This window comes from Fructilactobacillus fructivorans (genome assembly GCF_000814735.1).
GTDB lineage: Bacteria > Bacillota > Bacilli > Lactobacillales > Lactobacillaceae > Fructilactobacillus > Fructilactobacillus fructivorans.
The window spans coordinates 80,365-106,958 of the sequence record NZ_JOJZ01000024.1 but is presented as its reverse complement, the minus strand read 5'-3'; the positions used below and the strand labels follow the sequence as shown (position 1 = coordinate 106,958).

Annotated in this window: 24 protein-coding genes; 13 read left to right on the top strand and 11 right to left on the bottom strand. The window is 41.2% G+C overall.

The features are described 5' to 3' along the window. Positions 1 to 526 precede the first annotated feature (526 nt). Positions 527 to 1,684, top strand: a complete 1,158-nt coding sequence (locus LfDm3_RS06270) for an MFS transporter (RefSeq protein WP_039145083.1) — start codon at positions 527 to 529, stop codon at positions 1,682 to 1,684. Between the two features lie 43 nt (positions 1,685 to 1,727). On the opposite strand, the gene LfDm3_RS06265 is transcribed toward LfDm3_RS06270, so the two are convergent. Beyond that, entirely contained in the window at positions 1,728 to 4,460 is a 2,733-nt protein-coding gene (locus LfDm3_RS06265) for an MMPL family transporter (RefSeq protein ID WP_039145081.1), read from the bottom strand. A 55-nt stretch (positions 4,461 to 4,515) separates the two neighbouring features. Further along, on the bottom strand, positions 4,516 to 5,439 hold the full coding sequence (locus LfDm3_RS06260) for a magnesium transporter CorA family protein (RefSeq protein ID WP_039145079.1): 924 nt from the start codon (positions 5,437 to 5,439) through the stop codon (positions 4,516 to 4,518). Positions 5,440 to 5,626: 187 nt separating this feature from the next. On the opposite strand from LfDm3_RS06260, the gene LfDm3_RS06255 reads away from it, so the two are divergent. The 4 genes from LfDm3_RS06255 (at position 5,627) to apf (ending at position 8,359) form a co-directional block, all read left to right on the top strand. Beyond that, positions 5,627 to 6,274 (top strand): glycoside hydrolase family 73 protein, encoded by a 648-nt coding sequence (locus LfDm3_RS06255; protein WP_039145077.1) that lies wholly within the window; start codon positions 5,627 to 5,629, stop codon positions 6,272 to 6,274. Between the two features lie 16 nt (positions 6,275 to 6,290). Next, positions 6,291 to 7,073: a TerC family protein gene (locus tag LfDm3_RS06250; protein ID WP_039145075.1), complete on the top strand. Its 783-nt coding sequence runs from the start codon at positions 6,291 to 6,293 to the stop codon at positions 7,071 to 7,073. Then, entirely contained in the window at positions 7,048 to 7,368 is a 321-nt protein-coding gene (trxA, locus tag LfDm3_RS06245; RefSeq protein ID WP_039145073.1) for a thioredoxin, read from the top strand. Before LfDm3_RS06250 ends, trxA begins: the two co-directional genes overlap by 26 nt. Before the next feature lie 340 nt (positions 7,369 to 7,708). Further along, positions 7,709 to 8,359 (top strand): aggregation-promoting factor, encoded by a 651-nt coding sequence (gene apf, locus LfDm3_RS06240; RefSeq protein WP_039145070.1) that lies wholly within the window; start codon positions 7,709 to 7,711, stop codon positions 8,357 to 8,359. Between the two features lie 124 nt (positions 8,360 to 8,483). Here the strand turns inward: apf and tyrS are convergent, their stop codons facing one another. Beyond that, on the bottom strand, positions 8,484 to 9,737 hold the full coding sequence (tyrS, locus tag LfDm3_RS06235; RefSeq protein WP_039145067.1) for a tyrosine--tRNA ligase: 1,254 nt from the start codon (positions 9,735 to 9,737) through the stop codon (positions 8,484 to 8,486). Positions 9,738 to 9,982: 245 nt separating this feature from the next. Beyond that, positions 9,983 to 10,777: a tyrosine-protein phosphatase gene (locus LfDm3_RS06230; RefSeq protein ID WP_039145065.1), complete on the bottom strand. Its 795-nt coding sequence runs from the start codon at positions 10,775 to 10,777 to the stop codon at positions 9,983 to 9,985. Positions 10,778 to 10,919: 142 nt separating this feature from the next. Between LfDm3_RS06230 and LfDm3_RS06225 the strand changes: the two genes are divergently transcribed. The 3 genes from LfDm3_RS06225 to rbsU all read left to right on the top strand — a co-directional run bounded on the left by LfDm3_RS06225 (position 10,920) and on the right by rbsU (position 13,844). Further along, on the top strand, positions 10,920 to 11,171 hold the full coding sequence (locus LfDm3_RS06225; protein WP_010022943.1) for a hypothetical protein: 252 nt from the start codon (positions 10,920 to 10,922) through the stop codon (positions 11,169 to 11,171). A 120-nt stretch (positions 11,172 to 11,291) separates the two neighbouring features. Beyond that, positions 11,292 to 12,803, top strand: coding sequence for a glycerol kinase GlpK (gene glpK, locus LfDm3_RS06220; protein WP_039145063.1), 1,512 nt, complete (start codon positions 11,292 to 11,294; stop codon positions 12,801 to 12,803). Between the two features lie 123 nt (positions 12,804 to 12,926). After that, a complete protein-coding gene (gene rbsU / locus LfDm3_RS06215) occupies positions 12,927 to 13,844 on the top strand; it encodes a ribose/proton symporter RbsU (protein WP_039145062.1) in 918 nt (305 codons plus the stop codon). A gap of 55 nt (positions 13,845 to 13,899) precedes the next feature. Here the strand turns inward: rbsU and LfDm3_RS06210 are convergent, their stop codons facing one another. After that, entirely contained in the window at positions 13,900 to 14,307 is a 408-nt protein-coding gene (locus LfDm3_RS06210; protein WP_010022939.1) for a hypothetical protein, read from the bottom strand. Between the two features lie 16 nt (positions 14,308 to 14,323). After that, on the bottom strand, positions 14,324 to 15,736 hold the full coding sequence (rlmD, locus tag LfDm3_RS06205) for a 23S rRNA (uracil(1939)-C(5))-methyltransferase RlmD (protein ID WP_039145061.1): 1,413 nt from the start codon (positions 15,734 to 15,736) through the stop codon (positions 14,324 to 14,326). A gap of 118 nt (positions 15,737 to 15,854) precedes the next feature. Between rlmD and LfDm3_RS06200 the strand changes: the two genes are divergently transcribed. From LfDm3_RS06200 to spxB, 3 genes are all read left to right on the top strand, one after another. Beyond that, entirely contained in the window at positions 15,855 to 16,511 is a 657-nt protein-coding gene (locus LfDm3_RS06200) for an ABC transporter ATP-binding protein (RefSeq protein WP_010022937.1), read from the top strand. Next, positions 16,504 to 17,271, top strand: a complete 768-nt coding sequence (locus LfDm3_RS06195; RefSeq protein WP_039145059.1) for an ABC transporter permease — start codon at positions 16,504 to 16,506, stop codon at positions 17,269 to 17,271. Before LfDm3_RS06200 ends, LfDm3_RS06195 begins: the two co-directional genes overlap by 8 nt. A 121-nt stretch (positions 17,272 to 17,392) precedes the next feature. Then, positions 17,393 to 19,138, top strand: a complete 1,746-nt coding sequence (spxB, locus tag LfDm3_RS06190; protein ID WP_039145057.1) for a pyruvate oxidase — start codon at positions 17,393 to 17,395, stop codon at positions 19,136 to 19,138. A 50-nt stretch (positions 19,139 to 19,188) separates the two neighbouring features. Here the strand turns inward: spxB and LfDm3_RS06185 are convergent, their stop codons facing one another. Together LfDm3_RS06185 and LfDm3_RS06180 are read right to left on the bottom strand one after the other, a co-directional pair. After that, entirely contained in the window at positions 19,189 to 19,998 is an 810-nt protein-coding gene (locus LfDm3_RS06185; protein ID WP_010022932.1) for a hypothetical protein, read from the bottom strand. A gap of 31 nt (positions 19,999 to 20,029) precedes the next feature. Further along, positions 20,030 to 21,043, bottom strand: a complete 1,014-nt coding sequence (locus LfDm3_RS06180; RefSeq protein ID WP_029327205.1) for a zinc-dependent alcohol dehydrogenase family protein — start codon at positions 21,041 to 21,043, stop codon at positions 20,030 to 20,032. A gap of 411 nt (positions 21,044 to 21,454) precedes the next feature. Here LfDm3_RS06180 and LfDm3_RS06175 point away from each other — a divergent pair, with 411 nt between their 5' ends. Both LfDm3_RS06175 and LfDm3_RS06170 read left to right on the top strand, forming a co-directional pair. Then, positions 21,455 to 23,401, top strand: coding sequence for an ABC transporter ATP-binding protein/permease (locus LfDm3_RS06175; protein WP_039145054.1), 1,947 nt, complete (start codon positions 21,455 to 21,457; stop codon positions 23,399 to 23,401). A gap of 128 nt (positions 23,402 to 23,529) precedes the next feature. Beyond that, positions 23,530 to 24,243, top strand: a complete 714-nt coding sequence (locus tag LfDm3_RS06170) for a gamma-glutamyl-gamma-aminobutyrate hydrolase family protein (protein WP_039145052.1) — start codon at positions 23,530 to 23,532, stop codon at positions 24,241 to 24,243. A gap of 58 nt (positions 24,244 to 24,301) precedes the next feature. Here LfDm3_RS06170 and phoU read toward each other — a convergent pair whose 3' ends face one another. Genes phoU through pstB (LfDm3_RS06155) form a run of 3 tightly spaced genes read right to left on the bottom strand, consistent with a single transcriptional unit; the run spans position 24,302 to position 26,593 of the window. After that, a complete protein-coding gene (gene phoU / locus LfDm3_RS06165) occupies positions 24,302 to 24,997 on the bottom strand; it encodes a phosphate signaling complex protein PhoU (RefSeq protein WP_010022924.1) in 696 nt (231 codons plus the stop codon). Positions 24,998 to 25,008: 11 nt separating this feature from the next. Further along, entirely contained in the window at positions 25,009 to 25,782 is a 774-nt protein-coding gene (gene pstB, locus LfDm3_RS06160) for a phosphate ABC transporter ATP-binding protein PstB (protein WP_039145050.1), read from the bottom strand. Between the two features lie 10 nt (positions 25,783 to 25,792). Further along, on the bottom strand, positions 25,793 to 26,593 hold the full coding sequence (pstB, locus tag LfDm3_RS06155; RefSeq protein WP_039145048.1) for a phosphate ABC transporter ATP-binding protein PstB: 801 nt from the start codon (positions 26,591 to 26,593) through the stop codon (positions 25,793 to 25,795). Position 26,594 lies beyond the last annotated feature (1 nt).

Here is a 26,594-nt window from a genome sequence, read left to right as displayed (position 1 = left end):
TAAAAATCACTGGGAGGAATCATGATTCTCAGTGATTTTTTGACGGAATCGCTCATGTACGGTAGCATATTGATTGTCAGTAAAAAAGTAGAGTGCTAGGAAGGGTCATTCAATAATGGCGTTGCTTGAAAAAGTCATTTTGACAATGCTGGGGTTGGTATCGATTTTGATACTCGTCTCCGTTTTGTTTATATTTTAAAATTTAACAACTTAAAGAAAGGAGTTCGCAGATACGCGGACTCTTTTTTTGGTGATTGTTTTTAAAATTTAAAAGAGATATACTTCAGGACAATCATTATTTCATAGGAGATGTCATAAAATGAATAAGAAGTTATTAGAAATTGACATTAAATTTTTACAGATGCACCAAACGGTATTTATTCAGAGGAACACATTTGCCCAAATAGTCGCAAAATGAAGTTGAGTTCTTATTTCATTTGATTATTTGGGTGAATCATTTCTCCTGAATTAGTGATTGAATTCCCTCAACTTCATTCGGAATGGTTAAGTTAAAATGAGGGAAATTATGAAAAATATCAGGAAAATGTATACGTATGCATTCTTCTCTAATTTGACTTTTGAATTAGTGATTTGGATGCTTTATTTGAAACACATGGGATGGTCCGTTGGTCAGATTGCAATGCTCCAACTAGTAATTAATATCGTACAGGTTGTCTGTGAATTACCATCAGGTATCATTGCCGATTGGTTGGGTTATAAGACGACATTAATATTAGGTCAGATCATGTGCGTGTTGTATGGTGCGACTTTCTTTGTAGCTCATAATCACTTTTTAGTGTTTGGCGGCTTCACGCTGTTTGGGTTAGGTCTTTCATTGATTTCTGGGACCGATGAAGCGATTATTTATGAAGCGGATGATGAGCAAAATTACCAGAAATTCTGGGGACGCTACAACGCCATCATGATTTGTACCATTGCTTTTAGTAATTTAGTTGGTGGATATTTAGCGGATATTTCGTGGCCACTGGTTTTCATGGCTTCAATCATAGCGCATCTTCTTTCAATCATGACGGTGGTATTAATCAAACCAAAGCAGGTTACAGCCGATCCAAATGCGCCTGGTGTCTTGAAACAATTAAAGTCATTCTTATTTAGTAGTAGAAATTATCAGAAGCTGATTTTAGTAGTAGCTATTTCGCAAGCTACGGCATCAATCATGTATCAGTATGGTTCTTTGTACCTTTCTCAGATTACAAGTTTTAAAACTAGTGGAATTGCGCTGGTTCTAACAATCGTTGAAATAATTGGAGCAGTTTTTTCGGTCAACGTGTTTAAAGTGGTAGCAAAATTTGGTCGACTTAAAGTGATTTTCTCAAGTATGGTCATTGGTTTATTGATGTCATTATTTTTAGGAGTTTCGAATTTTATCATTGCGTTAGTTGCGTTTGTGATCTTTAGTTCCGTTTTTGAAATTTGGGATACTTCTCTAAATGCGGAGTTACAGGATATCGTAGTGCCACAATTAAGAGTCACACTGATGTCATTTTGTAATTTGATTACGGCCCTTTTGATGGCACTTGAATCGTTATTCATTAGTGCATTCTCAAAAATTCTTAACATTCAAGTAACCTTTGTGTTATTCGGTTTGACGTCAATGGTATTATCGTTGATTATATTGGGATTTTATTTTAAATCTATTCATGAAGATAACCCTGAAGCATAATAAAAAAAGCCATCAGTTTTAACTGATGGCTTTTACTCTATTCTTATTTTTTAGCTTTATGTTCTGGTAAGTGATGCAACTGAGCAAGTGGCAAGGTAACGGATAATTTACCAAGTCCACCCATGACAAGTGGCAAGATCACGTTGAAAATAATAATGGTAATGATAATCGCTAATCCGATGAAGTCAAGTGAATGTAAGAGACTGAAGAAGAGCGACGCCATAATAATGATAGTGGCAAACATCACGTAACTAACGGTTTTTCCAAACGAATGAATGCCATTATGCAGCCATCCCAACATATCAGGATTTTGTTTTCGATATGAAACGGCTAAGAGGGTGAGTTCAAACGTTCCGATGATTCCGAGGGGAACGATCATGGCAATGAAGGCTTCCCAGTTTAATCGACCATCATTGGTAGTGTAGTGCATGATGAGTTGAGTGGCTTGTAAACCAGCCAGGGCACTCATTACATAGGTAATGAGCCACCACAATGGATGAAGGATCGAACGACTAACGATGATTAGACCAACAAAGAAGATGGCTAAGATCATGAGGGTTCCCACCATAAAGTCACGGTCGAAGTTAGTTTGCACGTTGGCATTTTCAATTGGTTGTCCGGTGTAGGCCACCGTTGCGTTTCTTAAGTTGGTATTCTGCAACTGGGTCTTAACCGTGTTTTGCATGTTATGAATGTTGTTTAGATTAGTGTTACCAGTTGGTTCATCGTTGAACTCAACTTCTAGTTTCGTAATCTTTTGATTCTCACTGGCAAAGTTATACTTGGTTTGATAAAAGTCAGTGTCATTAATCTGTTGTGGTGAAATGTAGAAGGTGTTACCGGCACTCGACTTTTTCACTCCGGTTATGTAACCAGTTATAGGGGTTAATTTACGCTTACTTTCTTTTAAAGTTCGGTTGACCGAAGCAATTTCACTTCGAACTCGGGCCGCCTGGTTACTATACTGGCGAACCGATTCTTGGGCATCAATTCCTGAGTTTTGGGCATCCGAAATTTGATTACTCAACTTGTTTAGACTCTGACTGGTATTACTCAATTGATCAGAAAGTTGAGAAAGGTTCTTTCGAAGAGCCTTAGACTTTTCAGCCTGCTTGGACGATTGAGCTGTCTCAAGGGGAGAGAAAGTATGGAAATTATTGGTTTCTGCCTGTTGACTAGTGTTATTAATACGGTCAAGTTGTTTAATGAGAGCATTAACCGACTTGGTTTGATTCTTAATGTTTTTCTGTTTCAGAGTTCGATTAGCACCTTTCAGGGTTCGCTGTGATCCTGATAAGGAGTTACTAATGCCCTTCAAAGTTGAAACGGTCTTACTTAGTTGATCCCTTAGGTAGTACTTGTTAATTTCGGTTCCACCAGGTTGGGTAACGGAGTAAACCCGGGAAACGTTCTTTTGGGACTGAAGCTTCGTGGTTACTTCGTCAATTGGACTGATGGTGTTGTCATTATTAAAGGGTTGATTATTTTTAATGTAGATCGTGACCGGAGTCGGCTTACCCTGATTGAAATGGGCCTGAAGAACCCGGCTTCCAGTTTCCGCTTGACTCTTGGCGGTTAAGTTATTGTTTGGAAGATAAGTTACGTTAGAACGGTAAAACGCTACTAGCGGAACCGTTATTGCCGCCGCAATTACTAGACCAACAATTGGTTGCCATAGTGAAATGTGGGTTAAGTTACTCCAGAAGCCCTCATTAACTAATTTTAGGGTCTTTTTCTTGGGCCAGAAGAAGGTTGGTCCCAGTAACTGCATAAACATTGGTGTGATGGTCATAACGGCCAGTAAGGTGATTATGACAACCACTGCCATACTGCCCATGGCTCTCACAGAACTAAAGCCAAGAATGTAGAGTGACCCAAACGCAAGGGCGGTAATGACCGCTACTGCGGTAAAGGGATAAACAAGGCTCTTTGTAGCGACCTTACTCGGGTCGACGTCCTCATCATTTGAGTTTCTAAGGACCAATTCAAATCGGCGGTACAAGAAGAAACTAGCAACGGTTCCAAAGAGAATGACTACTAAAGTAGTTAGTAGTGGAATGTATGGTGAATATGGTAATGCTAGTCTGGTTGACATCAATGCCGTTGCACTCAGCGATACCAGGTAGGCAATCATCATCGTGATAAACGACAGAATGGGAGCCAAAATGGATCGAAATGCAATGGCAATAAAGAGTAATGCAAGTGCGAAAGCAGCAATCGTAACAATGTTGGTTACGTTGAGGATGTTTTCGTTGTTGTTCTGATTGATTAGTTGCGGGCCAGTGACGTAAGTCTTAAGGCCATCATTAACGTTAAACTGACTGCGAATGGAGTTCGCAAAACTCGAGCTTTTGGCGTTGCTTTCTGGGACTTGAATGTTGACGATCTCAGTGGATTGGTCATCAGAAATGAACTTAGAGGCGCCATTGGGACTGGTGTGAGCCGTTGTAATTCGGCTAATCCCATTATTACCGTTACTTTTCTGAATCTTACCAACCTTTGCGTAGATTTGTTTCTGCTGGGAATTGGTAATCCGACCCTTATCGGCGTGGTAGACAACGTTCATACTTTTCGTACCGTCGAGTCCTCCGCCCCACTGATTTTCCAGTCTTTGTGCTTTGGACATCTGTGTCTTGGAACTCATCTGGGGATTACCAGCCTCCATTACAACCTGACTTAGGTTGGGGAGACTGACAATCGCCGCAAAAATGATCACCAGCCAGATAATTAGAGAAAAAATCCTATTTTCGTGTAACGTCTTTATAAAATGTTTCATTCAACATGTTCCTTTCGCCTTATTTCACTACTCCCTAACTTTATCTTATATTAAATTAGTTCTTAAAGAAATGGTTTGCGCGTAAAAAGAGCAATACGATGATAATAAATATAATCGTAATGATAATTGTGATGATCCACGCTGACGGTTTATCCATAAAGGGCAACTTCACGTTTTCACCATAAAAACCGAAGACGATGTTCGGAACACTTAAAATTAACGAAAAAACGGTTAAAAACTTAATGGTGTTATTTAGATCACTATCAAGGAGGTTGGAATAGGCACTCGCAACCTGTTGAGTGGCCGCGTTGGCCATCTCAGCCATTGAGAGTCCCTGTTGAAGCTCGATGCTGATGTCTTCAACGGCGGCTTTTTGATCTTCGGTTAGATCCATGGTGAAACGACGTTTGAAGTCATTAATCATGTCGTTGTTGGATCCAAGGGACGTCAGAAAGTAGACCAGGTCAGTTTGAAGATTCAAAAGATGGTTGATGGCACTTTTGTTGGCTTTGCCACGCAGGTTACGCTGAATGTTGGTCCTGACACTATTGATTTGATTGATGTAATCGAAGTATTGGACGGATAGTTGGTACAGTGTTTTGTTGATCACATCAATGGGCTGCATCGCTTCAAACTCTTCTTTGCTGGCTTTCTTTACGATTGATGAGATCAGTTCATTTACAAAATTAGTTTTATCCGCGGTAAACGTGAACAACATGTTGCCGTGAGTAATGATTCCAATCGGTTCGGCGGAAACGTCACCGTTAAAACGAGTTGGTTCGGCGACATCAAAAATGAAGAGAAGGACTCCTTCATCGTCGTAATATTCCACTCGCGGTCTTTCGTGACGGTCAAGGGCGTAATAAAGCATTTCGTTATTTAAATGATATTCTGTTTTTAAGATTTCTTTATCAGCTGGACGACAATCAATGGTTTTAATCCAGTTAATATTGTCGTTGATTTTTTCAATTTTGATCAATGGCAAACCACTCCCAGTATTATGTTTTCAGATAACTTTATACTACACTAAATGGTTAAATTAGTCGATTTTCTAAACAGTTTCTTCTATTATAGTGCGTAATTATAAATAGATTAGAAACTTTTTAAGTAATTATAAATACTTACCCAAAAAATAATTTGCTAAGGTATAATAACCACATAGGGAGATGTTGTCCGTGAAACACAATAAAAAGAAAAATATTTGGATTGCAATCGTCATTGGGATTGTTGTAGTTCTGTTGTTAGTGTTTGCTGCCTTTAAGGTTCGACACATGCTAATTAATCATTCTTATCAGGTTCGTCAGGAACAGATGAATAATGATACTAAGAAACGGGAAAAAGAGATTGAGACCCAACATAAGGAGTTCATCCAAAAGATTGGTGATCCAGCCGTTAAAATTTACGAGAAAAAACAGCAAGTATTGCCAAGTGTTGTAATTGGACAAGCTATTTTGGAATCCAACTGGGGACAATCGGAGCTTTATAAGAAAGCTAATAATCCCTTCGGAATAAAGGGAACTTATAATGGACAGTCGATTTCTTATGATACGACGGAGTACGTCAACAACAAGAAGACCACCGAAGTTGGACAATTTCGAAAATATCCATCAGTTGCCGATGCAATTGAAGATCACAACGAAACTTTGAACACCAAGTTTTTAAAGAAAACCGGAATTACAAGTTTCAGACAAGAGGCTAACTTACTGCAGAAAAATGGTTATGCCACTGATCCAGATTACGCCAATAAGCTAATTGGGGTAATTGTTAACCACAAATTAATGAAATATGACGTTAAGGCAATTAATAATTATTAAATGGAGGAATCTTTGATTGTTTGACCTAATCGCTAAATTATATGGTCCTTTTTTTGATCTACACAACTGGGAGACGGTCATCTCGTCTGGTAACGACTGGCTGATTATTTTCTCATTAGTAGTCATTGAATGTCTTTTATCCGTTGATAATGCGGTCGTCTTAGCGGCTCAAACCCAGGTTCTTCCTACCAAAAAATGGCAGGAAGAATCTTTATTTTACGGAATGTGGGGAGCCTACATCTTTCGATTCTTAATCATTGGGGTCGGAGTGTACCTGATTAAATTTTGGATTATTAAAGTCCTAGGGGCCGCTTATCTATTTTATCTTGCTTTTAGTTTCTTCTATAATATGCATCAAAATCGACATAAGAAGAGTCACACGCATCAGGTAAAGCCCAACAAAAAGAACCACACCCGGAGATACTTTTGGTGGGTAGTGGCTCAAATTGAATTTATGGACATTATTTTCTCAATTGACTCGGTCTTGGCATCCTTGGCCATCTCACCAAATCCCGTTATCGTACTGATTGGTGGGATGATTGGAATTTTGGCAATGCGGGGAGTGGCCGAAGTTATTATGATGCTGATGAAAAAGATTCCAGAATTGCAGCCCATGGCCTATTTCCTAATCATTATCATCGCTTTAAAGCTCTTTTTATCAATCCCAATGATTGATATTGAGATCCCAGCAGGATGGTTTGGGATTTTGGTGATTGTTACAATCGGAGTGACCTTAATAATTCATTTGATTAACGTAAGGAGGGGAAAATACGATGACAGTGGATCTAAATCAGAATAATTTTACCTCGGAAACGGCGGGTCCAATGACCGTAGTTGACTTCTGGGCCCCATGGTGTGGACCATGTAAGATGGTGGCACCCATCATGAAAGAACTTGAAAAAAAGTATGATGGTAAAATCAAGTTTACGAAGTTAAATGTTGATGATAATCAAGACATCGCAAAAAAATATCGGGTAATGAGTATTCCAACGCTAGTTCTGTTTCGCAACGGAAAGGGAGTTGAAAAGGTTACCGGAGTGTATCCAAAGAGTAAATTGGAGCACTATTTGGACCGTAAATTAGCCGAAAAATGATTGAAATGGACTATTAGTTAACCATTAATTTTAATGAATTTAAGGAAAGTCTTATGCTTTGAATAACTTTTTTTATGGCAGAAGGCTTTTTCTTTTGCTAAAAATGAGTTTGTGAATGAGATATCAATCCTGAAAAACGGGCATTCTTTTGATTTTTGTTACATAAAGATTACAACGTGACAAAATATTCTTTTTTTTTAACATTGCTGTTTTTGGTGTGTAAATATCAATATTTAGAATATGAAATTGTTGTTTGAGTATATTTCAGTTTTAAGAAAACGGAAGTAACAAAAATTTATAGGAGTGATTTATCATTTTATTAAAATCTAGAAACGCAAAGATGCTTTTCGCATCTATTTTCACAGTAGCCGGAGTATTAATGACCGCTAGCTTCAACGCTAACGCTGCCACTAACACTAAACAAGTTACCGTTAAGAGCGGCGACACAGTCTCAAAAATCGCAAAGCAACACAACACTAGCGTCAACAGCATTGTTAAAGTTAACCACCTTAACAACGTTAACATGATTCATGTCGGAGAGAAGTTAACATTACCTACTAACGCAAACAACATGACTTACCAAAGCAACAATACTCAAACACAACAACCAACAGCTCAGGTAAGTAGTAATGCTTCATACACTGCTGCACCAAAGCAAACCACACAAGCAGCACAACCTGCTCAAACACAACAACAAGCAACTACTACAACCACTACTGCACAGCCTGCTGCTACACCAGCTGCAAGCAACAATAGTGCAAGTAACACTGGCGATGATTCTGGTTTAGCATCAATCGCACAAGTGGAATCTGGTAACTCATACAGTGCCAGAAATGGTCAGTACATTGGTAAATACCAATTATCTTCATCATACTTAAATGGTGACTACTCTCCAGCTAACCAAGAACGGGTAGCTCGTCAATACGCTGTTTCCCGCTACGGTTCAGTTGCTGCAGCTGCTCAATTTAGAGCATCACACAATTACTGGTAAGATTTAGCTTTTAGGTAACAATTACTCAAACGAAAAACAAGATGCAAAAGGACGAAGAATTTTTCTTCGTCCTTTTTTGATACAAAAATCCCAGTACCGTGTTTAACACGACACTGGGATTAATTTACTTAACTTTGGCGAGGAAATAACGTTTCTTTCCACGACGAATAATTACAAACTGACCATCAAAGTGGTCTTGGGGTTGAATGGTGGTGTCAACGTCGGTCACCTTACTGCCGTTGATGGTAATTGCACCATTATTAACGTCCTCTCGTGCTTGACGCTTGGACTTATCGGCCCCAACGGCAATGATCAGGTCAATGACGTTAATGGGATCAGAACTAATTTCGGTGGTTGGCACACTGTTGAAGGCTTGACTAACTTCCTCAGTGGATAAATCCTGAACGTTTCCCTGAAATAAAATACGAGAAATGTTTTCAGCCTGTTTAACAGCGTCTTCGCCGTGAACAAACTTCGTAACTTCTCGGGCGAGGGTCTTTTGGGCCTCGCGCTTCCATGGTTCATCCTTAACTTTCTGGGCCAATTCATCGATTTGAGCTTGGGGTAAAAAGGTAAAGTACTTCAAGTACTTAATCACATCAGCATCATTTTGGTTGAGCCAGAACTGGTAGAATTCGTATGGTGAGGTTTTTTTAGGATCAAGCCAAACAGCACCACCGGCGGTTTTTCCAAATTTAGTGCCATCAGATTTGAGCATCAATGGGATGGTTAAACCATAGACCTTGGCGTCCTGTCCCTCAATCCGATGAATCAGGTCAATTCCGGCCGTAATGTTTCCCCATTGGTCACCACCACCGATTTGAAGTTGAACGTCGTGGTCACGGTAGAGGGTTAGAAAATCTAAGGCCTGCAAGATCTGGTAGGTAAATTCAGTAAATGAAATGCCCTTCTCGAGTCGACTAGCAACGACTTCCTTAGAGAGCATGGTGTTAACGTTAAAGAGTTTTCCGTAGTCCCGCAAGAAATCTAAGAGTGACATATTAGACGTCCAATCGTAGTTGTTGACGATGTGAATATTACTGTCACTTCCAAAAAGATGTTTCATTTGGTTCGTCAGCGCCTCAACGTTGTGTTTCACCATTTTTTTGGTCTGAAGGGGACGTTCGGTGTTTCGACCACTAGGATCCCCGATGGAACCAGTTGCACCACCGATCAGGATGTAGGGGTGAAAGCCAGCCCGTGAGAAGCGTTCCATGATCATAAAGGGAATTAGATGGCCAATGTGCATGCTGTCACCGGTTGGATCCACTCCACAGTACAAAGCAATTTTCTTCTTGTTAGTTAGTTTTTCGAGTCCAGCTTCGTCAGTGGTTTGGTTAATAGCGCCCCGCCACTTTAAGTCTTCGATAATGTTCATAATTTCCTCCTTATAATTGGACAAATAAAAAGCGTCCGATAGTGATTTCACTACTGGGACGCTTGTGCGCGGTACCACCCACGTTCAGATACGAATGTACCTGCACTTATTTGTTGTTATGTTTTAGGTAGTTCATTTTATATCCTGCATGGCTCGCAGCAACCGCCAATTTTCTTTACACCCAGATATAAAACTAATTGAATAAATTTATCGTATCATTAGTTTACTTAATTAACAATGTTGAATTATTCAAGATAAATTTCACGCAACTTTTTGATGTCATTATCAGTCAAACCGATTCCTTGATGAAGGAATTGTTTCATCCCGCCATATAACTTGTTGATTTCATCCATAGCGGCGTTGAAAAAGTCCGGTGAAACGCTATAAAGGAAGCGTAAACTCTTTAAGGCTGGTTCAGTGTAGCCCTCTTCCTTGGCTTTTTCTAGCCGGGCATCAATCACAGGTTTGGATACCTGATTGGTCAACAGGTAATCCTCTTCGATTGTTTTTTGATCGACCCCTAAGGCTGAAAGAATGAAAGTGGCTGACATTCCGGTGCGATCTTTTCCAGCCGTACAATGGAAGATGACGGACTGTCCATCTTGGTGATTCTTAAGTAGGATTTGAAATAACTTATAAAAAGATCGACGACAGTGCTCAGTGTTAATCATACTTCGGTAGACGTTTTCCATGTGGTCGCGTCCGTAAGTCGGATGGGATTCAAGGAGGTCTTTCATTTCGGCTGGGGTTTTAGAGTTATCAGTGGCATCTTCTTTAAAGACGGGGTCGAAGATATATTCAATGTTTTGAGTTTCAACTTGATCAGCTAACATATCAACTTCAGGTTTACTTCGTAAGTCAACATCATAACGAACCCCGTAATTCTCCAGGGTTTTTAAATCACTTTTGCTAAGCAAACCGAGATGGCCCGCCCGAAGTAACTTATGCCATTTGACACTTTGACCGTTGGCCGCCGGGTATCCACCTAGTTCACGGAAATTTTCACCCGTTGGAATTGTTAAAACTCTTTGATTTTTCATGGAATCCACCTTTCAATTGCAGTGTAATACAATGATTATATCATGAAGACTTTATTTCGTATGATTTTTGCGGTATGATTTTACAAATATTAGAAAATAGCATAAGCTTAGGATATGAAGTTTATTAAGGAGAGAATGAATTATGGCAATGACTGAAAGACAAATGATTCAAGAAATTTTGAACACGGTTGACGTTGGATATGATTTTGAAAACGTTGATGAAGACAACAAACAGTATACTTTACTTATCAAACGGCAGGATAATGACGTTCGGGACTTAAACGAAATCAACGCTGAAATCAAGGAATACTTTAAAGACGCTGACTTCTCTTATGACGAACAGGTTGAACCCAAAGACATTGATGCTGATATCAGAGTTGAAGTAAAGCGTTAATTTGAATAACGAGATCAAGAAAGCAGGTTTTCCTGCTTTCTTTTTTTATAATTTAGAAGTGGTTGGAATGATTGAATCGTGCTAGTATAAATATCAAAATATGATGAAATGAGGATGAAAATGGTGTCCACTAATAAAAATTATGTATTAGCGATTGATCAAGGCTCGACCAGTACCCGGGCGATCATTTATGATCACAGCGGGCGAAAGGTGATCGAAAGCTATAAAGAGGTCCCTCAAATTGTTAATAGTGATGGATGGGTAGAACAAGATCCCAATGAGATCTGGAATTCCGTTCTATCTGCGATTGCCAGTGCCTTAATTGATGCTTCCATTCATCCGGAAAACATTGCATCGGTTGGTATTACTAATCAGCGTGAGACCACGGTAGTGTGGGATAAGGTTACAGGCAAGCCCATTTATAACGCCATTGGGTGGTTGTCAAAACAGACCAATGCCATTGCCCAGGGGCTTAAAAATGACGGTTATGAGGATTTAGTTCATCAGAAGACCGGACTAGTGATTGATTCGTACTTTTCGGCCACCAAGTTAAGGTGGATCTTGGATCACGTAGCGGGGTCACAAAAGCGTGCCGAAAACGGAGAGTTGTTATTTGGTACCATTGATACCTGGCTGGTTTGGAAGCTTTCTGGAGGTAAGTACCACATCACTGATTACACCAATGCAAGTCGAACCATGATGTTTAACATCAATGATCTAAAATGGGATGACGAAATTCTGAGTATTTTAAACATCCCAAAGAAGATGCTCCCGACGGTCCACGCTTCTGATGAGGTCTACGGTACTACGGAGAACTATCAGTTTTACGGTGTCAGTGTTCCGATTGCGGGAATTGCTGGTGATCAACAAGCCGCTTTAATTGGGCAGATGGGCTTTTCAAAGGGCATGGTGGAAAACACTTATGGTGACGGAGCTTTTATTATGATGAACACTGGTCATCATCCCCAGTATTCTGATGAAAACCTGCTGACCACCATCGCATATGGTATCAACGGGAAAATCACATATGCACTTGAAGGGTCAATCTTTGTGGCTGGAAGTGCTTTAACTTGGTTACGGGATCAGATGAAAATCATTACCAGTGTCCCTGAATCACGACAGGCGGCTAAGCGTTCGACAGATCACAATGAGGTTTACGTCGTACCGGCCTTTAACGGGCTTGGTGCTCCATACTGGGACCAAAATGTGAGGGGGGCGGTCTTTGGCATTACGCGAGGGACCAACAGTGATGACTTCGTTAAGGCCACCCTTCAATCGATTGCGTACGGGACCAAGGACATCATCAACACGATGGAATCGGACACGAAACTGACAATTCCACAGATTCGAGCTGACGGAGGTGCCAGTCGGAATAGTTATCTCATGCAATTTCAGGCTGACATTTTGAACATTCCGGTTCAACGAGCTAGTGACGAGGAAACCACTGGATTTGGAGCTGCCATCTTAAGTGGATTAGCAACCGGATTTTGGAAAGACTTAGATGAAGTTCAATCCATTTATGAAGAAGGGAAGAGTTTTACCCCTGATATGAAGGAAGCTGAACGGGCTAAATTGTACCAAGGATGGCAAAGAGCGGTCCGTGCCACCCAAGCTTTTAAACCAATTAACTAAGACTTGCTTCGGCAAGTTTTTAAGTTTTTCTTAATGAAAACGTTTTCTTTTTGATTTTACCGTGTTATAATTAATTTCGTAAATAAAGGTTACAAAAAGAATTTTGAAAAGAAGGTATGGGATATGAGTTTTGAAACAATATTAATTGGATTAATTCCAGTGATCGGTTGGGGTCTATTTCCAACCATTTCATCAAAAATTGGTGGTAAACCAACTAACCAAATCTTTGGTGCCACAGTTGGTACATTGATCTTTGCGATTGTTGTCTTATTATTCACCAAAGCTGGATTCCCAATGGGCTGGAACTTGGTCTACGGAATCTTGTCTGGTATGGGTTGGGGCTTCGGTCAAATCATGGCCTTTAAAGGTTATTCTTTGATCGGATCCTCAAGAGTTATGCCAATTACCACCGCATTCCAGTTGATCGTAACTGCTTTGTGGGGTGCATTTGCTTTAAGTAGTTGGCCTGGGATTGGTCACAAGATCATTGGAATTCTTGCTTTGATCGTGATCATCATCGGTGCTACGCTTACAACTTGGAGCCAAAACAAAGAAAACGTTGATAAGGGTGCTTTGAAGAAAGCCATTATCTTACAGTTAATTGGTGTGATTGGTTACTGGTTGTACTCAGCCGCTCCACAAGTTGATAACTTAACTTGGGCCAAGGGCTTCTTACCACAAACTGCTCCAATGAGCGGGATGCAAGCATTCCTGCCACAAGCTGTCGGAATGGTTTTGATGGCCGTTATCTACGGTTTGATGAACATGAAGAAGGAAAATGTTTTTGCTGAAGCTGTTTCATACAAACAGATTATCGCTGGTTTCTTCTTTGCAGTTGCCGCATTCTCATATTTGATTGCTGCACAACCAACTATGTTAGGTCTTTCCACTGGATTCGTTCTATCACAGGTATCAGTAGTTGTTGCTACCTTGACCGGTGTTTACTTCTTACACCAGAAGAAGACTCCAAAGGAAATGGTTGCTACTTTGATCGGTTTAGCTTTGATCATCGCAGCTGCTGCCGTAACCGTTATGCTATAAATCATTAATCTCAAATAAAAACACTTCACATAATGTGAAGTGTTTTTTTATTCGTTTATTTAAAGTAATGACTTCGTTTTAAAAGTTCAGCCGATCTTTTATCGATCGGGACAAAGCCCTTATTTTGGAGGTGTCTAAAGAACATCATATTGTAGACGAAACTCCATGCAAGGGGCATGATTAGAAAAACTTCGTAGGCAGAAGCAGCGATGTTAAGTCCGGTTAAGAAGGTTAACACCATTGCCAAGATGAAGTCAACGCCAATCATACATAGGGTGTTATAGAAATCACCACGAAAAACAGAAGGCCAGATTCCAAAAACTAACGTGGTAAATGAGAAGCCTACTTTTTGGACCTTAACCTCCTGGGTTTCTTTATTCTGAACGACAGCGTAATTAGGTGGAAGGAACATGTTGTTCATCCCGTTATTCCCATTATTATTGTCGTTATCAAATGGATTCATTGACAATTAGACCTTTCTAAGACTTTAAAGTGAATTTGACGACGACCTCGACATGGGGAGTCTGGGGCATCATATCAATTGGTTGTAAGTAGTCGACGTTGTAAGACTTGGTAAGTTGTACCAGATTTTGTGCTAACGTCGATGGATTACATGAAACGTAGACGAATTTAGCCGGTTTACAGGTTAAAATGGCGTCGATTAAGTGTTGATCAAGACCAACTCGTGGAGGATCAACCACGAGAGCTGTTGGTCGCCAGCCCTCCGCCATCCATTGGGGCATGAGATCTTCTGCACTTCCAAAGTAGTACTGAGCGTTATCGATGTGGTTGATTTCCGCATTGTGGTTGGCGTCAGTAATGGCTTCTTGGATGGTATCCATTCCTCTCACTTCGGCTACTTGGTTGGCTAGCGTCAAACCGATGGTACCTACTCCCGAGTAAGCATCAATTAAACGATCGTCTGAATCAAGGTTAAGTGCTTCACCAGCTAAGTGGTAGAGCTTAGGTGTCATAATACTGTTGAGTTGGAGGAAAGCCCGTGGTGACAATTCAAATGAGAGACCATCGATTTTCTCGGTGATACTATCATTTCCCGCCAAATGAACCGTTTTTTCACCCCAAATCAGTGGTGAATCACCTGGATTAATGTTTTGCATGACCGACGTAACCTCAGGAAGCCGATCAGCAATCATCTCCAGTAATTGATGCTTTTTAATTAATTTGGGTGTATTGGTGATAAAGACCACTTGCACATCGTTGGTGTTGAGGGCCGCTCTAACCACCAGTGTTTTTAAGATACCTGAGTGGTTCGATTCAACAAACGTTGGAATGTTTAATTCTTGGACCATTTTAACGAGAGCACGCATGACCTTCATGGTTAGTGGGTACTGAACGGAACAGGTTTCCATGTCAACTACTTCATGGGTTCCCTCTTTGTATAACCCGGCGATGACTTTGCCATCTGCCTGAGTTCTGACCTGAAACTGGGCTTTGTTTCGATATTCGTATGGATCATCCATGCCGATGGTATCCCTTACGTCGTAGTGATCGTAAGCACGAGGATGATATCTTCTTAATGATTGTTTAACTAAATCGCGTTTAAATTCCAATTGTTTAGGGTAGGCAAGATCTTCTAATTCAAAGCCACCGACCTCACCAGCGTATGAATCGCGTGGTTGAACTCGAAATGGACTGGTTTTATCGATTTGAATCAGGGTACCCCTTAAATATTTTGGCTTGATTTCGGTCACATCAGCCTGAACTAATTCACCCACTAACGCACCAGGAATAAAGATTAATTTACGATGAAAATAACCAATTCCTTCGCCATTAATTCCGAGACGTTTAATGGTGACTGTAACTCGTTGGTGGAGTTCTACTGAAACATTTGACGATCTTTTTGAACTGTTTCTAACTCTTTTATAACTCATTAGAACTCCTTTTTTTCTTCATAATAACGTCTACGCCATTATAGCAGACTCATATATGATACAAAAGTGTTGTATAATCATACTGTTAATTTATTAAGAGGAAAAGAGAGGTGTCAAAATGGCAATATTAGAAACTAAGAACCTTTGCTACAGTGCTGATGGTCGCGAAATCATCAAGGATATTAACTGGAGCGTTGATGCCGGAGAAATCGTTACAATCACTGGACCCTCAGGAAGTGGAAAGACGACCTTTGTTAGATTATTGGCGGATCTTCTCACCCCAACTTCCGGTGAGGTAATTTTTGAAGGAAAGAACGTCGCGGATCTAGATCCCATTGAATATCGCAGAAAAGTATCGTACGCAGTTCAACAACCAACTTTATTTGGCAACACGGTTAAGGATAATCTGGAGTTCCCGTATCAAATTCGGAATAAACCATTTAACAAGGATCATGCTCTAAAAGCCCTTCAAACCGTGGATTTAGGTGATGGTGATTTGGATCGAACCGTCGACAACTTGTCTGGTGGGGAACGTCAACGAGTGGCACTGATTAGAAACATCATGTTTGTTCCAGAAGTGCTCATTTTAGACGAAGTAACGACTGGACTTGACGAGAAGACTAAGGCAAGTGTGCATAAAATGATTAACTACATCAATCAGAGAGATCACACAACAATTATCATGATCACTCATGACCAGGATGAAATTGATCATGCAACTGAGTTAGTCACAATTGTTGACGGTCGACTGGTGAAGGGAGATAAAGATGCCTAATTTAATTGTTTCAAACCAAGCGCTTGCGTTGACCGGGCTGCTGGTTTTAATTGCATTGTTTGTCGGATGGAAGGAAAAACTAGGCATTGATAAGTCCATTATCATTGCCACCATCCGTTGTGTGGTTCAATTATTCGTGGTTGGATATGTATTGCGATTTGTCTTTCGCATTAACAACCTTTTTCTGACCATCGCTTTGATTTTAATTATTTTGTTCAATGCCGCTTACAATGCTAAGGGACGAAGTAACGGAATGGAGCACGCGCTGCCCATTTCCATTATTGCCCTTGGTAGCAGTACTTTGGTGGTAATCGCCGTACTGGTTTTTGCTGGTGCCATTAAATTCATTCCATCGCAGGTCGTTCCAATTACGGGAATGGTTGCCAGTAATTCAATGGTTGCCCTGGGACTCTGCTATCGCAGCATGAACTCCATGTTCAAAGATCGCAGACAACAAATCATTGAGAAGTTAGCCTTAGGAGCGGACGTTAAGACTTCCTGCTCCGACATTGTCCGAGACAGTATCAAGACTGGGATGCAACCAACCATTGATACGGCGATGACCGTTGGATTAGTTAGTTTACCAGGAATGATGGCTGGTTTAATCTTTGCTGGAGTTGATCCGGTTAAGGCCATTAAGTATCAGATCATGGTAACCTTTATGCTATTAGGAATCACGGCGGTTAGCTCCATCATTGCTTGCTACATGGGTTATCACAGCTTTTATAACAAAAACGATCAGTTGAAAGATATGAATTAGCCAAGAAATGAGACTCCCGAGTGGAGTCTTTTTTTATTGTTAATAATAGGATAAATGAACTGAGTGGTTTATAATTCAGTTAGGTTAAAGGTTAAGTTTGAAAAATGAAAAGAGGGATTCTATGAGTAAAATGACAGCAAGTCGAGCACTGGTAAAGGTGCTTGAGAGTTGGGATGTCGATCACTTATATGGCATCACGGCTGGTTCTTTGAATAACTTATTGAATGCACTAGATGAAGAAAAAGATAACATTAAATATGTTCAGGTAAGACACGAAGAAGTGGGAGCCATGGCAGCATCAGCTGACCACAAATACACTGGAAAGATCGGGGTATCGTTTGGTTCAGCTGGACCTGGTGCCACCCATATGTTTAACGGTTTATACGATGCTAAGGAAGATAATACTCCGATGTTGGCACTCGTTGGACAAGTTCCACAACCCATGATGAACACGCGTTTCTTCCAGGAAATGGACGAGCTTCCGATGTTTGCGGACGTTTCCGTTTACAATCGACAGGCTTCCACTGCCAAACAGATTCCCAAGATCATTGATGAAGCCATCAGAACGGCTTATCAAAAGAAGGGTCCAGCGGTAGTGATCTTACCCAACGATCTCCTTGGAACTGAAATTGACTATGAACCAATTAAAACGGCAAACGTTTCAAGCAGCATTAAGACGGTTCATCCAAAGCAGGCTGACGTTGATGAAGCCGTCAAGATGATTAAGAAAGCCAAGCATCCGGTTCTTTGGTACGGAAGAGGTGCTAAGGGAGCTCGAGATGAAATCGTGAAGGTTTCTGATCGGTTCAGCATGCCAGTCTTATCAACAGCTCCAGCAACTGGGATCATGCCCAACGACAATCTTAGTTACATGGGAGCTCGCGGACGGCTTGGATCAAAACCTGGATTTGAAGTCTCACAGGCTGCCGACCTGATTATCATGCTGGGAAATGACTTTCCGTTCGCTCGTTTCATGCCTCAAGACAAGCAGATCATTCAAGTTAATAATAACCTGGCGGATTTAGGGCGCCAATATCAGGCTAACCTGACCATTCACGGTGACGCCAAAGAATTTTTGGAGATGCTAATTGATTCAGGGGTAAAGCTTCCTAAGAGTGATTTCTTGAAGGCTGCTCGATTGGATCGCGAAAACTGGTTGAAATGGCTCGATAGCATTGCGACCGATTACGACGAGGGATTACGAGCTGAGACCGTTTTGAAGGCAGTGGCTGATCATTCCAAGTCGGATGCGGTTTACGGACTTGACGTTGGAAACAACACGATGCATTCTATTCGTCAATTACCACTTAATCAGGAGCAAAAGTTTGCCATGTCACCATGGTTTGGAACAATGGGCTTTGGACTTCCAGCGTCTATCTCCGCCAAATTGTCCTATCCGGATCGTCAAGTTTGGTCGATTTCAGGTGATGGTGGTTTCGCCATGGTCATGCAAGATCTCTTGACCCAGGCCAAGTACAATCTACCAGTTATCAATGTGGTTCTGTCTAATGATCGCTTTGGTTACATTGAACACGAAGACGCCCAATCAGATATTAGTGACTATGGGACGAAACTGTATGAAGCTGATTTTGCTCAAGTAGCTGATGGTCTAGGGGGTCACGGCTTTAAAGTATCAGGCCAAGATGAACTGGACGCTGCCATGGAAGAAGTCGACAGAATGCAGGCGGAAGGGAACACGAAACCAATCGTGATTGATGCCAAGATTAAGGCTTTTGATCCGATTGATACGAGTTTTGTTCCACTTGATCCAGAACAGTTTGACCAGAAGACGATTGATGATTATAAGAAACGTTATAACGTATATGGTCAACCGGCTCTCAGTGAAATTATGAAAAGTTTGAAGTAGAATATGTAATAAAAATAACCGCCCTCATTGAGGTCGGTTATTTATTTTGCTTATTTTTTAACATCAGTTTCGTCAATATCTTCGGCAACTGTTGATTCATCATCACCGACATCTAGAGCTTGATGCTTTAGGTGTGGGAAGACGTATTTATCTGCGAGTCCAGTGATTCCACCTTGGAAGAGAAACGCGAAGATCGTTCCAAGTCCCAAGTTAGTAAATTGACGTGTCATTGCAAAAGCAACCACGGCCATTACTGTAGGCGGAATGTATGAAGCCCACATTGCTTTTCCGGCAGCACCATTAAAGTACTTAAACCTTAAGATCTGCATTAAGTCATCAGCTGGATGCAATACCAAGTTAACCCGTTGGTAAATTGAGATGGCAGTTGCGATCAATGCCACTCCAAAGAAGTTCAAGAGGACATAAAAGACAACCATCATCCAACCCTTTGCTTCTGGGAATCCGGCAAAGAATGATACTTTTCCAATAACTGGAAGAGAACCATCCATGAAGAAATCATCGAAGACTTGGATCAGTGCTGAGAACGGAACCATGAAGATTACGTTTCCAATGGCACGTCCCCAGTCCCAGTGGCCAACTAAGAAAGCATTCAAAATGGTAATGGCAACTCCTAAGATTAGAAAGGCCCAGAATAAGTTCCAATGAAAGGCATTTCCAAGGTTAGTTTCAGCTGCCGTCCAATATGCTGAACCTAGAAAAGATGGATGAATTTTAGCAGTTGTTACTAGAGTTAAAACATTTCCAGCAGAGTTAATTATTAATGAAAGGATAAAGAACATAATTGAAGCTGTCATGGAAATGGTACGTTTTGCTTTTCTATTAGCGGTTTTTTTCGCCATAGTTTTCCTCCACGATCAGATTTTGGTTCAATTATTTAAGATCACCATTAACTTTAACAATTGACTTGCCTTGAACTTTGTCGGTACCGGCTAATACGCCAGGGACTTGTTCTAAAGTAAGGATGTTGTTTTGGAAAGGCTTAACCTTAACAGAACCATCTGAAAGGAGGGCGATTGAATCTTCGAAACTGTGTGGGTTAATCATGGAACCCTTGATAGTTAATTGCTTCTTGAAGATTTCGTAAGTGTTCATGTTGAATGTTTGGCCAGGTGCACCAACACCGAACATCATAACTTGAGCACCAGGGTTGGTAGCTTCAACAGCTTGTTCTTGGGTTTCAGGCTTACCAACACATTCGATTACCATGTCGTACTTGTCAGTAATCTTTTCTTTAGTAGTGTTGATAACTTTGTTTAGGTTCAATTCTTTCTTTTCCCAAGCAAGGTTGTCATCATGACGACCAGTCATGTCAATGTTTTGGATACCGTAAATTCTAAGAAGTTGAGCGAATAACTTAGCCATGTAACCATCACCAATGATTAAAGCGTGTTGGTAAGGGGTAATGTTTTCGGTAATCTTCATAGTGTGAACGGCACATGAAAGTGGTTCCATTGAGCATGCTGTTTGAAGTGATAATTCATCAGGAATGTGGTAAACAACCTTTTCTGGAGCAGTGAAGTAGTCTTCAAGGCCACCATCTCTAGTTACACCAACGGCTGATAAGTTTTCACATAATTCGTAACGACCAGTGTGACAGTAGAAACATTTGTCACAGTAGATGTTAGGGTCAACAACAACCCGGTCACCCTTCTTGAAGTCTTTAACGTTCTTTCCGACGGCAGAAACAACTCCAGAATTTTCGTGACCTAAAACAATTGGAGGAGTTGCATCAGCTGAACCGGGAAGACCATTGTATAAAGCGTGGTCAGTACCACAAATACCAGCATAGGCAGTTTCAACTAAGACTTCGTCGTCTTTAGGAGTTGGGACATCTCTGTCTTCAATCTCCATGTGTTGCTTAGCTGTCATAACTAAAGCTTTCATTTTTGACATAAGATAACTTCCTTTCAAAAAAGTTGATGGATTAATATCGTTACAATCTGAACATAATGGGTAGAAAAGCAAAATTTTATGAATTCTACTGTCTATGAGGAGATATGTTTACAATTATTAATGTAAACCGTTTCAATGCCGTTTGCAAGGTCATATGCCCTTGCATTTTTGCACAATTAGAAATTGAACAAGGTCATAATTTAATAAGTGAAATAAATAACGGCATGATAACGGGAATTAAGCAATTAATTTTATAATGATGAAAAAGATGACAAGGAAAATATTTCACAAAATTATTTTTTTAATTTTATCTTAAGGAAGCCGCCTGTTTCTAATTAAAATGTACTTTTTGATAAAAAAGTTTACAATGGATAATACCAAAAAAGAAGGAGAGAGTGACATATGGCATACTTAGAACTAAAAGACATTCGAAAGTCCTATCATATTGATAATCAAGATTTTCATGTTTTAAACGGAATCAGTCTCAACTTCGATCGCGGAGAGTTTGTTTCAATTCTGGGTGAATCTGGTGGTGGGAAAACCACTTTGATGAACATCATTGCAGGATTAGACAGTGACTATTCGGGCGATGTTTTAATTAACGGCCAATCGTTAAAGAAGGATACCAGTAAACAACTTGACGAGTATCGGCGGAGTACGATTGGATTCATTTTTCAAAACTTCAATTTAGTAAATCACCTTACCATCCAAGAGAACGTCATGGTATCACTTGAAATGACGACTCTGACTCATAAGCAACAGGAAGAGCGGGCGATCGAGCTTTTAAAGAAAGTGGGATTATACGATCACCGGAACAAGTACCCCAACCAACTATCTGGTGGGCAGATGCAGCGAGTTTCGATTGCTCGAGCACTGGCATCCGATCCGGACATCATCATTGCTGATGAACCAACCGGGGCATTAGATGCTAAGAACACGGATGACATTCTTGAATTAATGAACGAAATTGCTGAGGACGGGAAACTGGTCATTGCCGTTACTCATTCTCAGACTGTGGCCAACTATGGAACCCGGATCGTTCACCTGGCGGACGGAAAGATCGACGAAGATAAGATCTTAAAGCCAGCCTATCCAGTTGAGAAAAGCAAACCAGCCTTTAAATCACGTCCAGCTAAATTGGGTTCGATTTTTCAAATGGCGTTTGAACACTTTAAGTACAATTTTAAGCGGAACCTTTTAATTATCTTTGGAGCTGCCATTGGAATTTTCTCGGTGATCTTCATGCTGGGACTTGGAAATGGTGTGAGGGGATACATTAACCATGAGATTTATTCTGAGGTTAACCCCACTACCATTCAAGTCAGTCGAAAGCAGAAGCAGGGTGAGAATCCAAGTCCGAAAAATTCCTTAATGACGAATCAGGACAACCGCCAGTTAAATGACTTAAAGAACGTCAAGAGTTCAACCTTAGGGAAGTTTTTATCCGGTGGGCAGTTTAAAGCGGCTGACAAGACGGCCTCTGTCCAGTACGTTCAAACCTATTATCAGGGAGCCATTTTAAAGAAAAACATTAAAAGCGGAACGATTCCTACTAAAGATAATCAGGTCTTAATTAATAAGAAAACGGCTCAAAGTTTTAATAAGAATAAGCCTTATGACATGACCGGGAAGAAGATCCAGTTGTTTGCGAACGCCCCAGATGACAACGGACAACCCCACGTCTTATCAAGGGAAGTTACCGTGAGCGGAGTTACCAGTGACATTAATCCAATGGCGCTAGTCAGCTCTAATACGATGAAATCCATGTTTAGTAGTGCTTCGATGAAGTATGAGCCAAACTTTGCGGCCGTTAACATCGCCGGTGGGGTTCCAAACGTGCAACCGGTTCAAGATAAGATTAAGTCGCTGAAGGGTTCCAACAAGCAGGCTAAGTACCAGATTACGGGTGCAGGAGCCATCGTTTCAACACTGAATACCTACATTAACGTGGCGGTTTGGGTTCTAGCTGGAATTGCCGCGATCTCGCTTCTTGTATCAGCAATCATGATCATCGTGGTTCTTTACATCAGTGTTGCTGAACGGACTAAGGAGATTGGAATATTGCGAGCTCTTGGTTTTACCAAGGGGAACATCAGAAACCTCTTCTTCTCAGAAGCCTTTATCTTGGGAGTCTTTTCTTCCATCTTGGCGGTCATCATTGCCTATCTGGCTGAATGGGGAGCGGACGCGGTCTCTAGTGGAGCCATTAAGTACGCAATTGTTCAGATCTCACCGATGAATGCCATTGCGGGCGCCGTAGTCTTCATCCTTATTTGTCTCTTGGCTGCTCTGGCACCAGCTGCTAAGGCCGCTAAGCTTGATCCAATTGTTAGCTTGAGTTCCGAATAAGAGCGAACGGTTGAAATTGGAACGAGTTTGAGGCAAACTAAAATTTAAATTAACTAAGAGCTATTCTAGACTAATGTCAGAATAGCTCTTATTAATTAGGTCTAATTCAATGGTTAGGAGGGTGAATTATGAAAATTGGAATTGCTGCAAACGTTAATCGGATGCCCACGCCAAACTATAACCTGGATTACGCCAATTATACGGCGCGGGTTTTCATCGATTTGTTACAAAAACATGGAATTCTTCCCATTATTATCCCGATGGCTAGTTTTGATATGATTCCTGATTATGTGGGATTAATTGATGGGCTGATTATTCCCGGTGGTCAGGATGTTCATCCTAAATTATTTCATGAAGAGACTAACCAAAAAGCGGAAGCCCACTATCTTCCCCACGATCAATGGGAGATGGGGCTAGTGAGAGAAATGATGCGAAAGCAAAAGCCGTTGTTGGGAATTTGCCGAGGGTTGCAGTTGATCAACGTGACCCTGGGTGGCACACTCTACCAGGACATTGCGACTGATTTTCCAGAGTCCGAAATTCAACACGTTTATCACGAGCATCCTAAGGATAATTTTCATGAGATTCGGGTCAGAAGTGATAGTGCATTGGCACATTCGGTTGGGAGTCATCTTGTCGTGAACTCCATTCATCATCAGGCGCTAAAAAAGGTCGCTTCTGATGTTCATGTGACGGCTCGTTCATCCGATGGAGTGGTTGAAGCAGTGGAAAATGATGCGGCTACCATCATGGGAGTGCAGTGGCACCCGGAGTTATTGTGGCAAAAAGACCGGAAGCAGGAACAGCTGTTTCTCGATTTCTTTGACCGGGCGAAGGATTAGTATGTAAGATACTTAAGTAAAAGAGTTCCTCCTGAAGAAAATCAAGAGGAACTCTTTTTTATTGGCCATTTTCGAAATATTCTTCTTCATGATTGGTGCTATGACTAAGTTCGACCATCTTACCAGTTTGGTTGTAGACCAACCATTCGGCAAGGTTGACGACGTGATCGCCAATTCGTTCTAAGAGTCGAATCACCATGAGGTAACTCAAGGCCGCTTGAGCAGTCTGACTGTTCTTTTTTAGTGACTCTGTTACCAGTTTCCTGGTGGAATGGTAGTACTTATCAATTGATTCGTCCTGGTCCGCAATCTTTTTAGCCTCGGCAGCATTGCCTTCAAAGAAAGCTTCAAGAACCTGTTCTAGCATTGTACGGACCTGTTCGGTCATCTCACTGATGACTTTTTCGACCGCCGGGATGCGTTCGTGACCCTTGGCGTTGATAGTTTCTCTGGCAATCGTGTTGGCGTGGTCACCGATGCGTTCAATGTCAGTACTGGCTTTTAAAATACTGATGATCTGACGGAAATCACTTGCAACTGGTTGCTGTAACGCGATGAGTTGCAAGGATTGCTTTTCTAAGTCCATTTCTTCGTTGTTAATTTTAGGGTCTTCAGCCACAATCTTGCGTGCTAGATCCTTGTCATGGTCAATGAAAGATTTGGTGGCCTGATAGATCTGCTCACTGCTGTCAAATCCCATTTCCATAAAGTGTCCTTTGAGTTTCTTTAGTTCGTCATCAAATAATGCTCCCATGATCGTTCTCCTTATCCAAATTTTCCGTTGAGGTAGTCACTGGTTTCCTGCTTGTCGGGGGTTAGAAACATTTTCTTGGTGTCCCCAACTTCCACCAAATGGCCGTTTAGCATAAAGGCCGTTTTATCAGAGATCCGAGAAGCCTGTGACATGTTATGGGTCACGATGATAATGGTGTACCTATCCTTAATGTTAAGGAGGGTATCTTCGATCATTTGACTAGAGATAGGATCTAGTGCACTTGTTGGCTCATCCAATAAAATGACGTCTGGTTGAATTGCTAGCAGTCGAGCGATACAGATTCGTTGTTGTTGACCACCAGAAAACGAGAGGGCACTTTTGTGCAGTTTATCCTTCACCTCGTCCCAGATTGCGGCCTGTTTAAGAGATTCCTCGACTCGTTCATCTAGAGTCTTCTTATCCTTAATTCCAGCTAATTTTAGGCCAAAGGTGACGTTGTCGTACACGGAGAACGGGAAAGGATTAGGTTGTTGAAAAACCATGCCGACTTCCTTTCTAAGCCGGACCGTATCTTCCTTTGGACCATAAATGTTGTGCCCATTGAGGGTGAAACTACCGGTGATGGTGATGTTAGGGATGAGGTCGTTCATCCGATTAAGGCACCGGAGGTACGTTGATTTTCCACAGCCAGATGGTCCAATCAAGGCGGTAATCTCATTTTCCCTGAAGTTGAGGTTGATTCCGTGAAGTGCTTTTCGTTCCCCATAGTATAGATTAACGTTTTCAGTTTTAATGATCTCTTTTGCTTCTGTTTTAGTTGTCATTTACTTCTCCTTAACCGAAGTTGCCGGAAATGTAGTCCTCGGTAGCTTTTACCTGCGGTCTGGTAAAGATATCAGCGGTCTTTTTGTATTCCATCACGTGCCCCAGATGAAAGAAGGCGGTGTAGTCGCTCACACGAGCCGCTTGTTGCATGTTGTGGGTCACAATAATGATCGTGTACTTTTGTTTAAGTTCTAGGAGTGTTTCCTCAATTTTGGCGGTTGAGATGGGATCCAGAGCACTGGCCGGCTCGTCCAAGAGAAGGATGTCTGGTTGCATGGCAATTGAACGTGCAATGCACAGTCGTTGCGCCTGTCCCCCTGATAATTCGAGGGCACTTGTATCCAACTTATCCTTGACTTCATCCCATAGAGCCGCTGCTCTTAGGCTTTGTTCGACACGTTGATCCAGAACCGTTTGATCCTTTACTCCGTGTTTTTTTAGTGCGAATTGAATGTTTTCCCGGATGGTCTTGGCAAATGGATTAGGGTGCTGAAACACCATTCCAATGTTTTTTCTTAACACGTAGACGTTTAAATTTTTCTGATTGATGTTGACGTTACGATACATAATGGCACCAGTCACGGTAGCCACATCGTCATTCATCCGATTGAGGCAACGGAGAAAGGTGGATTTACCCGATCCAGAGGCCCCGATCAAGGCGGAAATCTTAAAACGCGGAAAAGCTAGTGAGGTGTCAAAGGTGGCTTGCTTTTTACCATAGAAAACGTTGACGTCTTTGGTTTCAAGGGCGATTTCACCTGGTGGCACGATAATTTGATGTTGATCTAAGTTGTAGTCTGGTTGTGTCATG

Coding starts and splice junctions, on each gene's coding strand:
- LfDm3_RS06270 (WP_039145083.1), top strand. CDS start 527: ATGAAAAATATCAGGAAAATGTATACGTATGCATTCTTCTCTAATTTG.
- LfDm3_RS06265 (WP_039145081.1), bottom strand. CDS start 4,460: ATGAAACATTTTATAAAGACGTTACACGAAAATAGGATTTTTTCTCTA.
- LfDm3_RS06255 (WP_039145077.1), top strand. CDS start 5,627: ATGTTGTCCGTGAAACACAATAAAAAGAAAAATATTTGGATTGCAATC.
- trxA (WP_039145073.1), top strand. CDS start 7,048: ATGACAGTGGATCTAAATCAGAATAATTTTACCTCGGAAACGGCGGGT.
- apf (WP_039145070.1), top strand. CDS start 7,709: ATGCTTTTCGCATCTATTTTCACAGTAGCCGGAGTATTAATGACCGCT.
- tyrS (WP_039145067.1), bottom strand. CDS start 9,737: ATGAACATTATCGAAGACTTAAAGTGGCGGGGCGCTATTAACCAAACC.
- LfDm3_RS06230 (WP_039145065.1), bottom strand. CDS start 10,777: ATGAAAAATCAAAGAGTTTTAACAATTCCAACGGGTGAAAATTTCCGT.
- LfDm3_RS06225 (WP_010022943.1), top strand. CDS start 10,920: ATGGCAATGACTGAAAGACAAATGATTCAAGAAATTTTGAACACGGTT.
- glpK (WP_039145063.1), top strand. CDS start 11,292: ATGGTGTCCACTAATAAAAATTATGTATTAGCGATTGATCAAGGCTCG.
- rbsU (WP_039145062.1), top strand. CDS start 12,927: ATGAGTTTTGAAACAATATTAATTGGATTAATTCCAGTGATCGGTTGG.
- LfDm3_RS06210 (WP_010022939.1), bottom strand. CDS start 14,307: ATGAATCCATTTGATAACGACAATAATAATGGGAATAACGGGATGAAC.
- rlmD (WP_039145061.1), bottom strand. CDS start 15,736: ATGAGTTATAAAAGAGTTAGAAACAGTTCAAAAAGATCGTCAAATGTT.
- LfDm3_RS06200 (WP_010022937.1), top strand. CDS start 15,855: ATGGCAATATTAGAAACTAAGAACCTTTGCTACAGTGCTGATGGTCGC.
- LfDm3_RS06195 (WP_039145059.1), top strand. CDS start 16,504: ATGCCTAATTTAATTGTTTCAAACCAAGCGCTTGCGTTGACCGGGCTG.
- spxB (WP_039145057.1), top strand. CDS start 17,393: ATGAGTAAAATGACAGCAAGTCGAGCACTGGTAAAGGTGCTTGAGAGT.
- LfDm3_RS06185 (WP_010022932.1), bottom strand. CDS start 19,998: ATGGCGAAAAAAACCGCTAATAGAAAAGCAAAACGTACCATTTCCATG.
- LfDm3_RS06180 (WP_029327205.1), bottom strand. CDS start 21,043: ATGAAAGCTTTAGTTATGACAGCTAAGCAACACATGGAGATTGAAGAC.
- LfDm3_RS06175 (WP_039145054.1), top strand. CDS start 21,455: ATGGCATACTTAGAACTAAAAGACATTCGAAAGTCCTATCATATTGAT.
- LfDm3_RS06170 (WP_039145052.1), top strand. CDS start 23,530: ATGAAAATTGGAATTGCTGCAAACGTTAATCGGATGCCCACGCCAAAC.
- phoU (WP_010022924.1), bottom strand. CDS start 24,997: ATGGGAGCATTATTTGATGACGAACTAAAGAAACTCAAAGGACACTTT.
- pstB (WP_039145050.1), bottom strand. CDS start 25,782: ATGACAACTAAAACAGAAGCAAAAGAGATCATTAAAACTGAAAACGTT.
- pstB (WP_039145048.1), bottom strand. CDS start 26,593: ATGACACAACCAGACTACAACTTAGATCAACATCAAATTATCGTGCCA.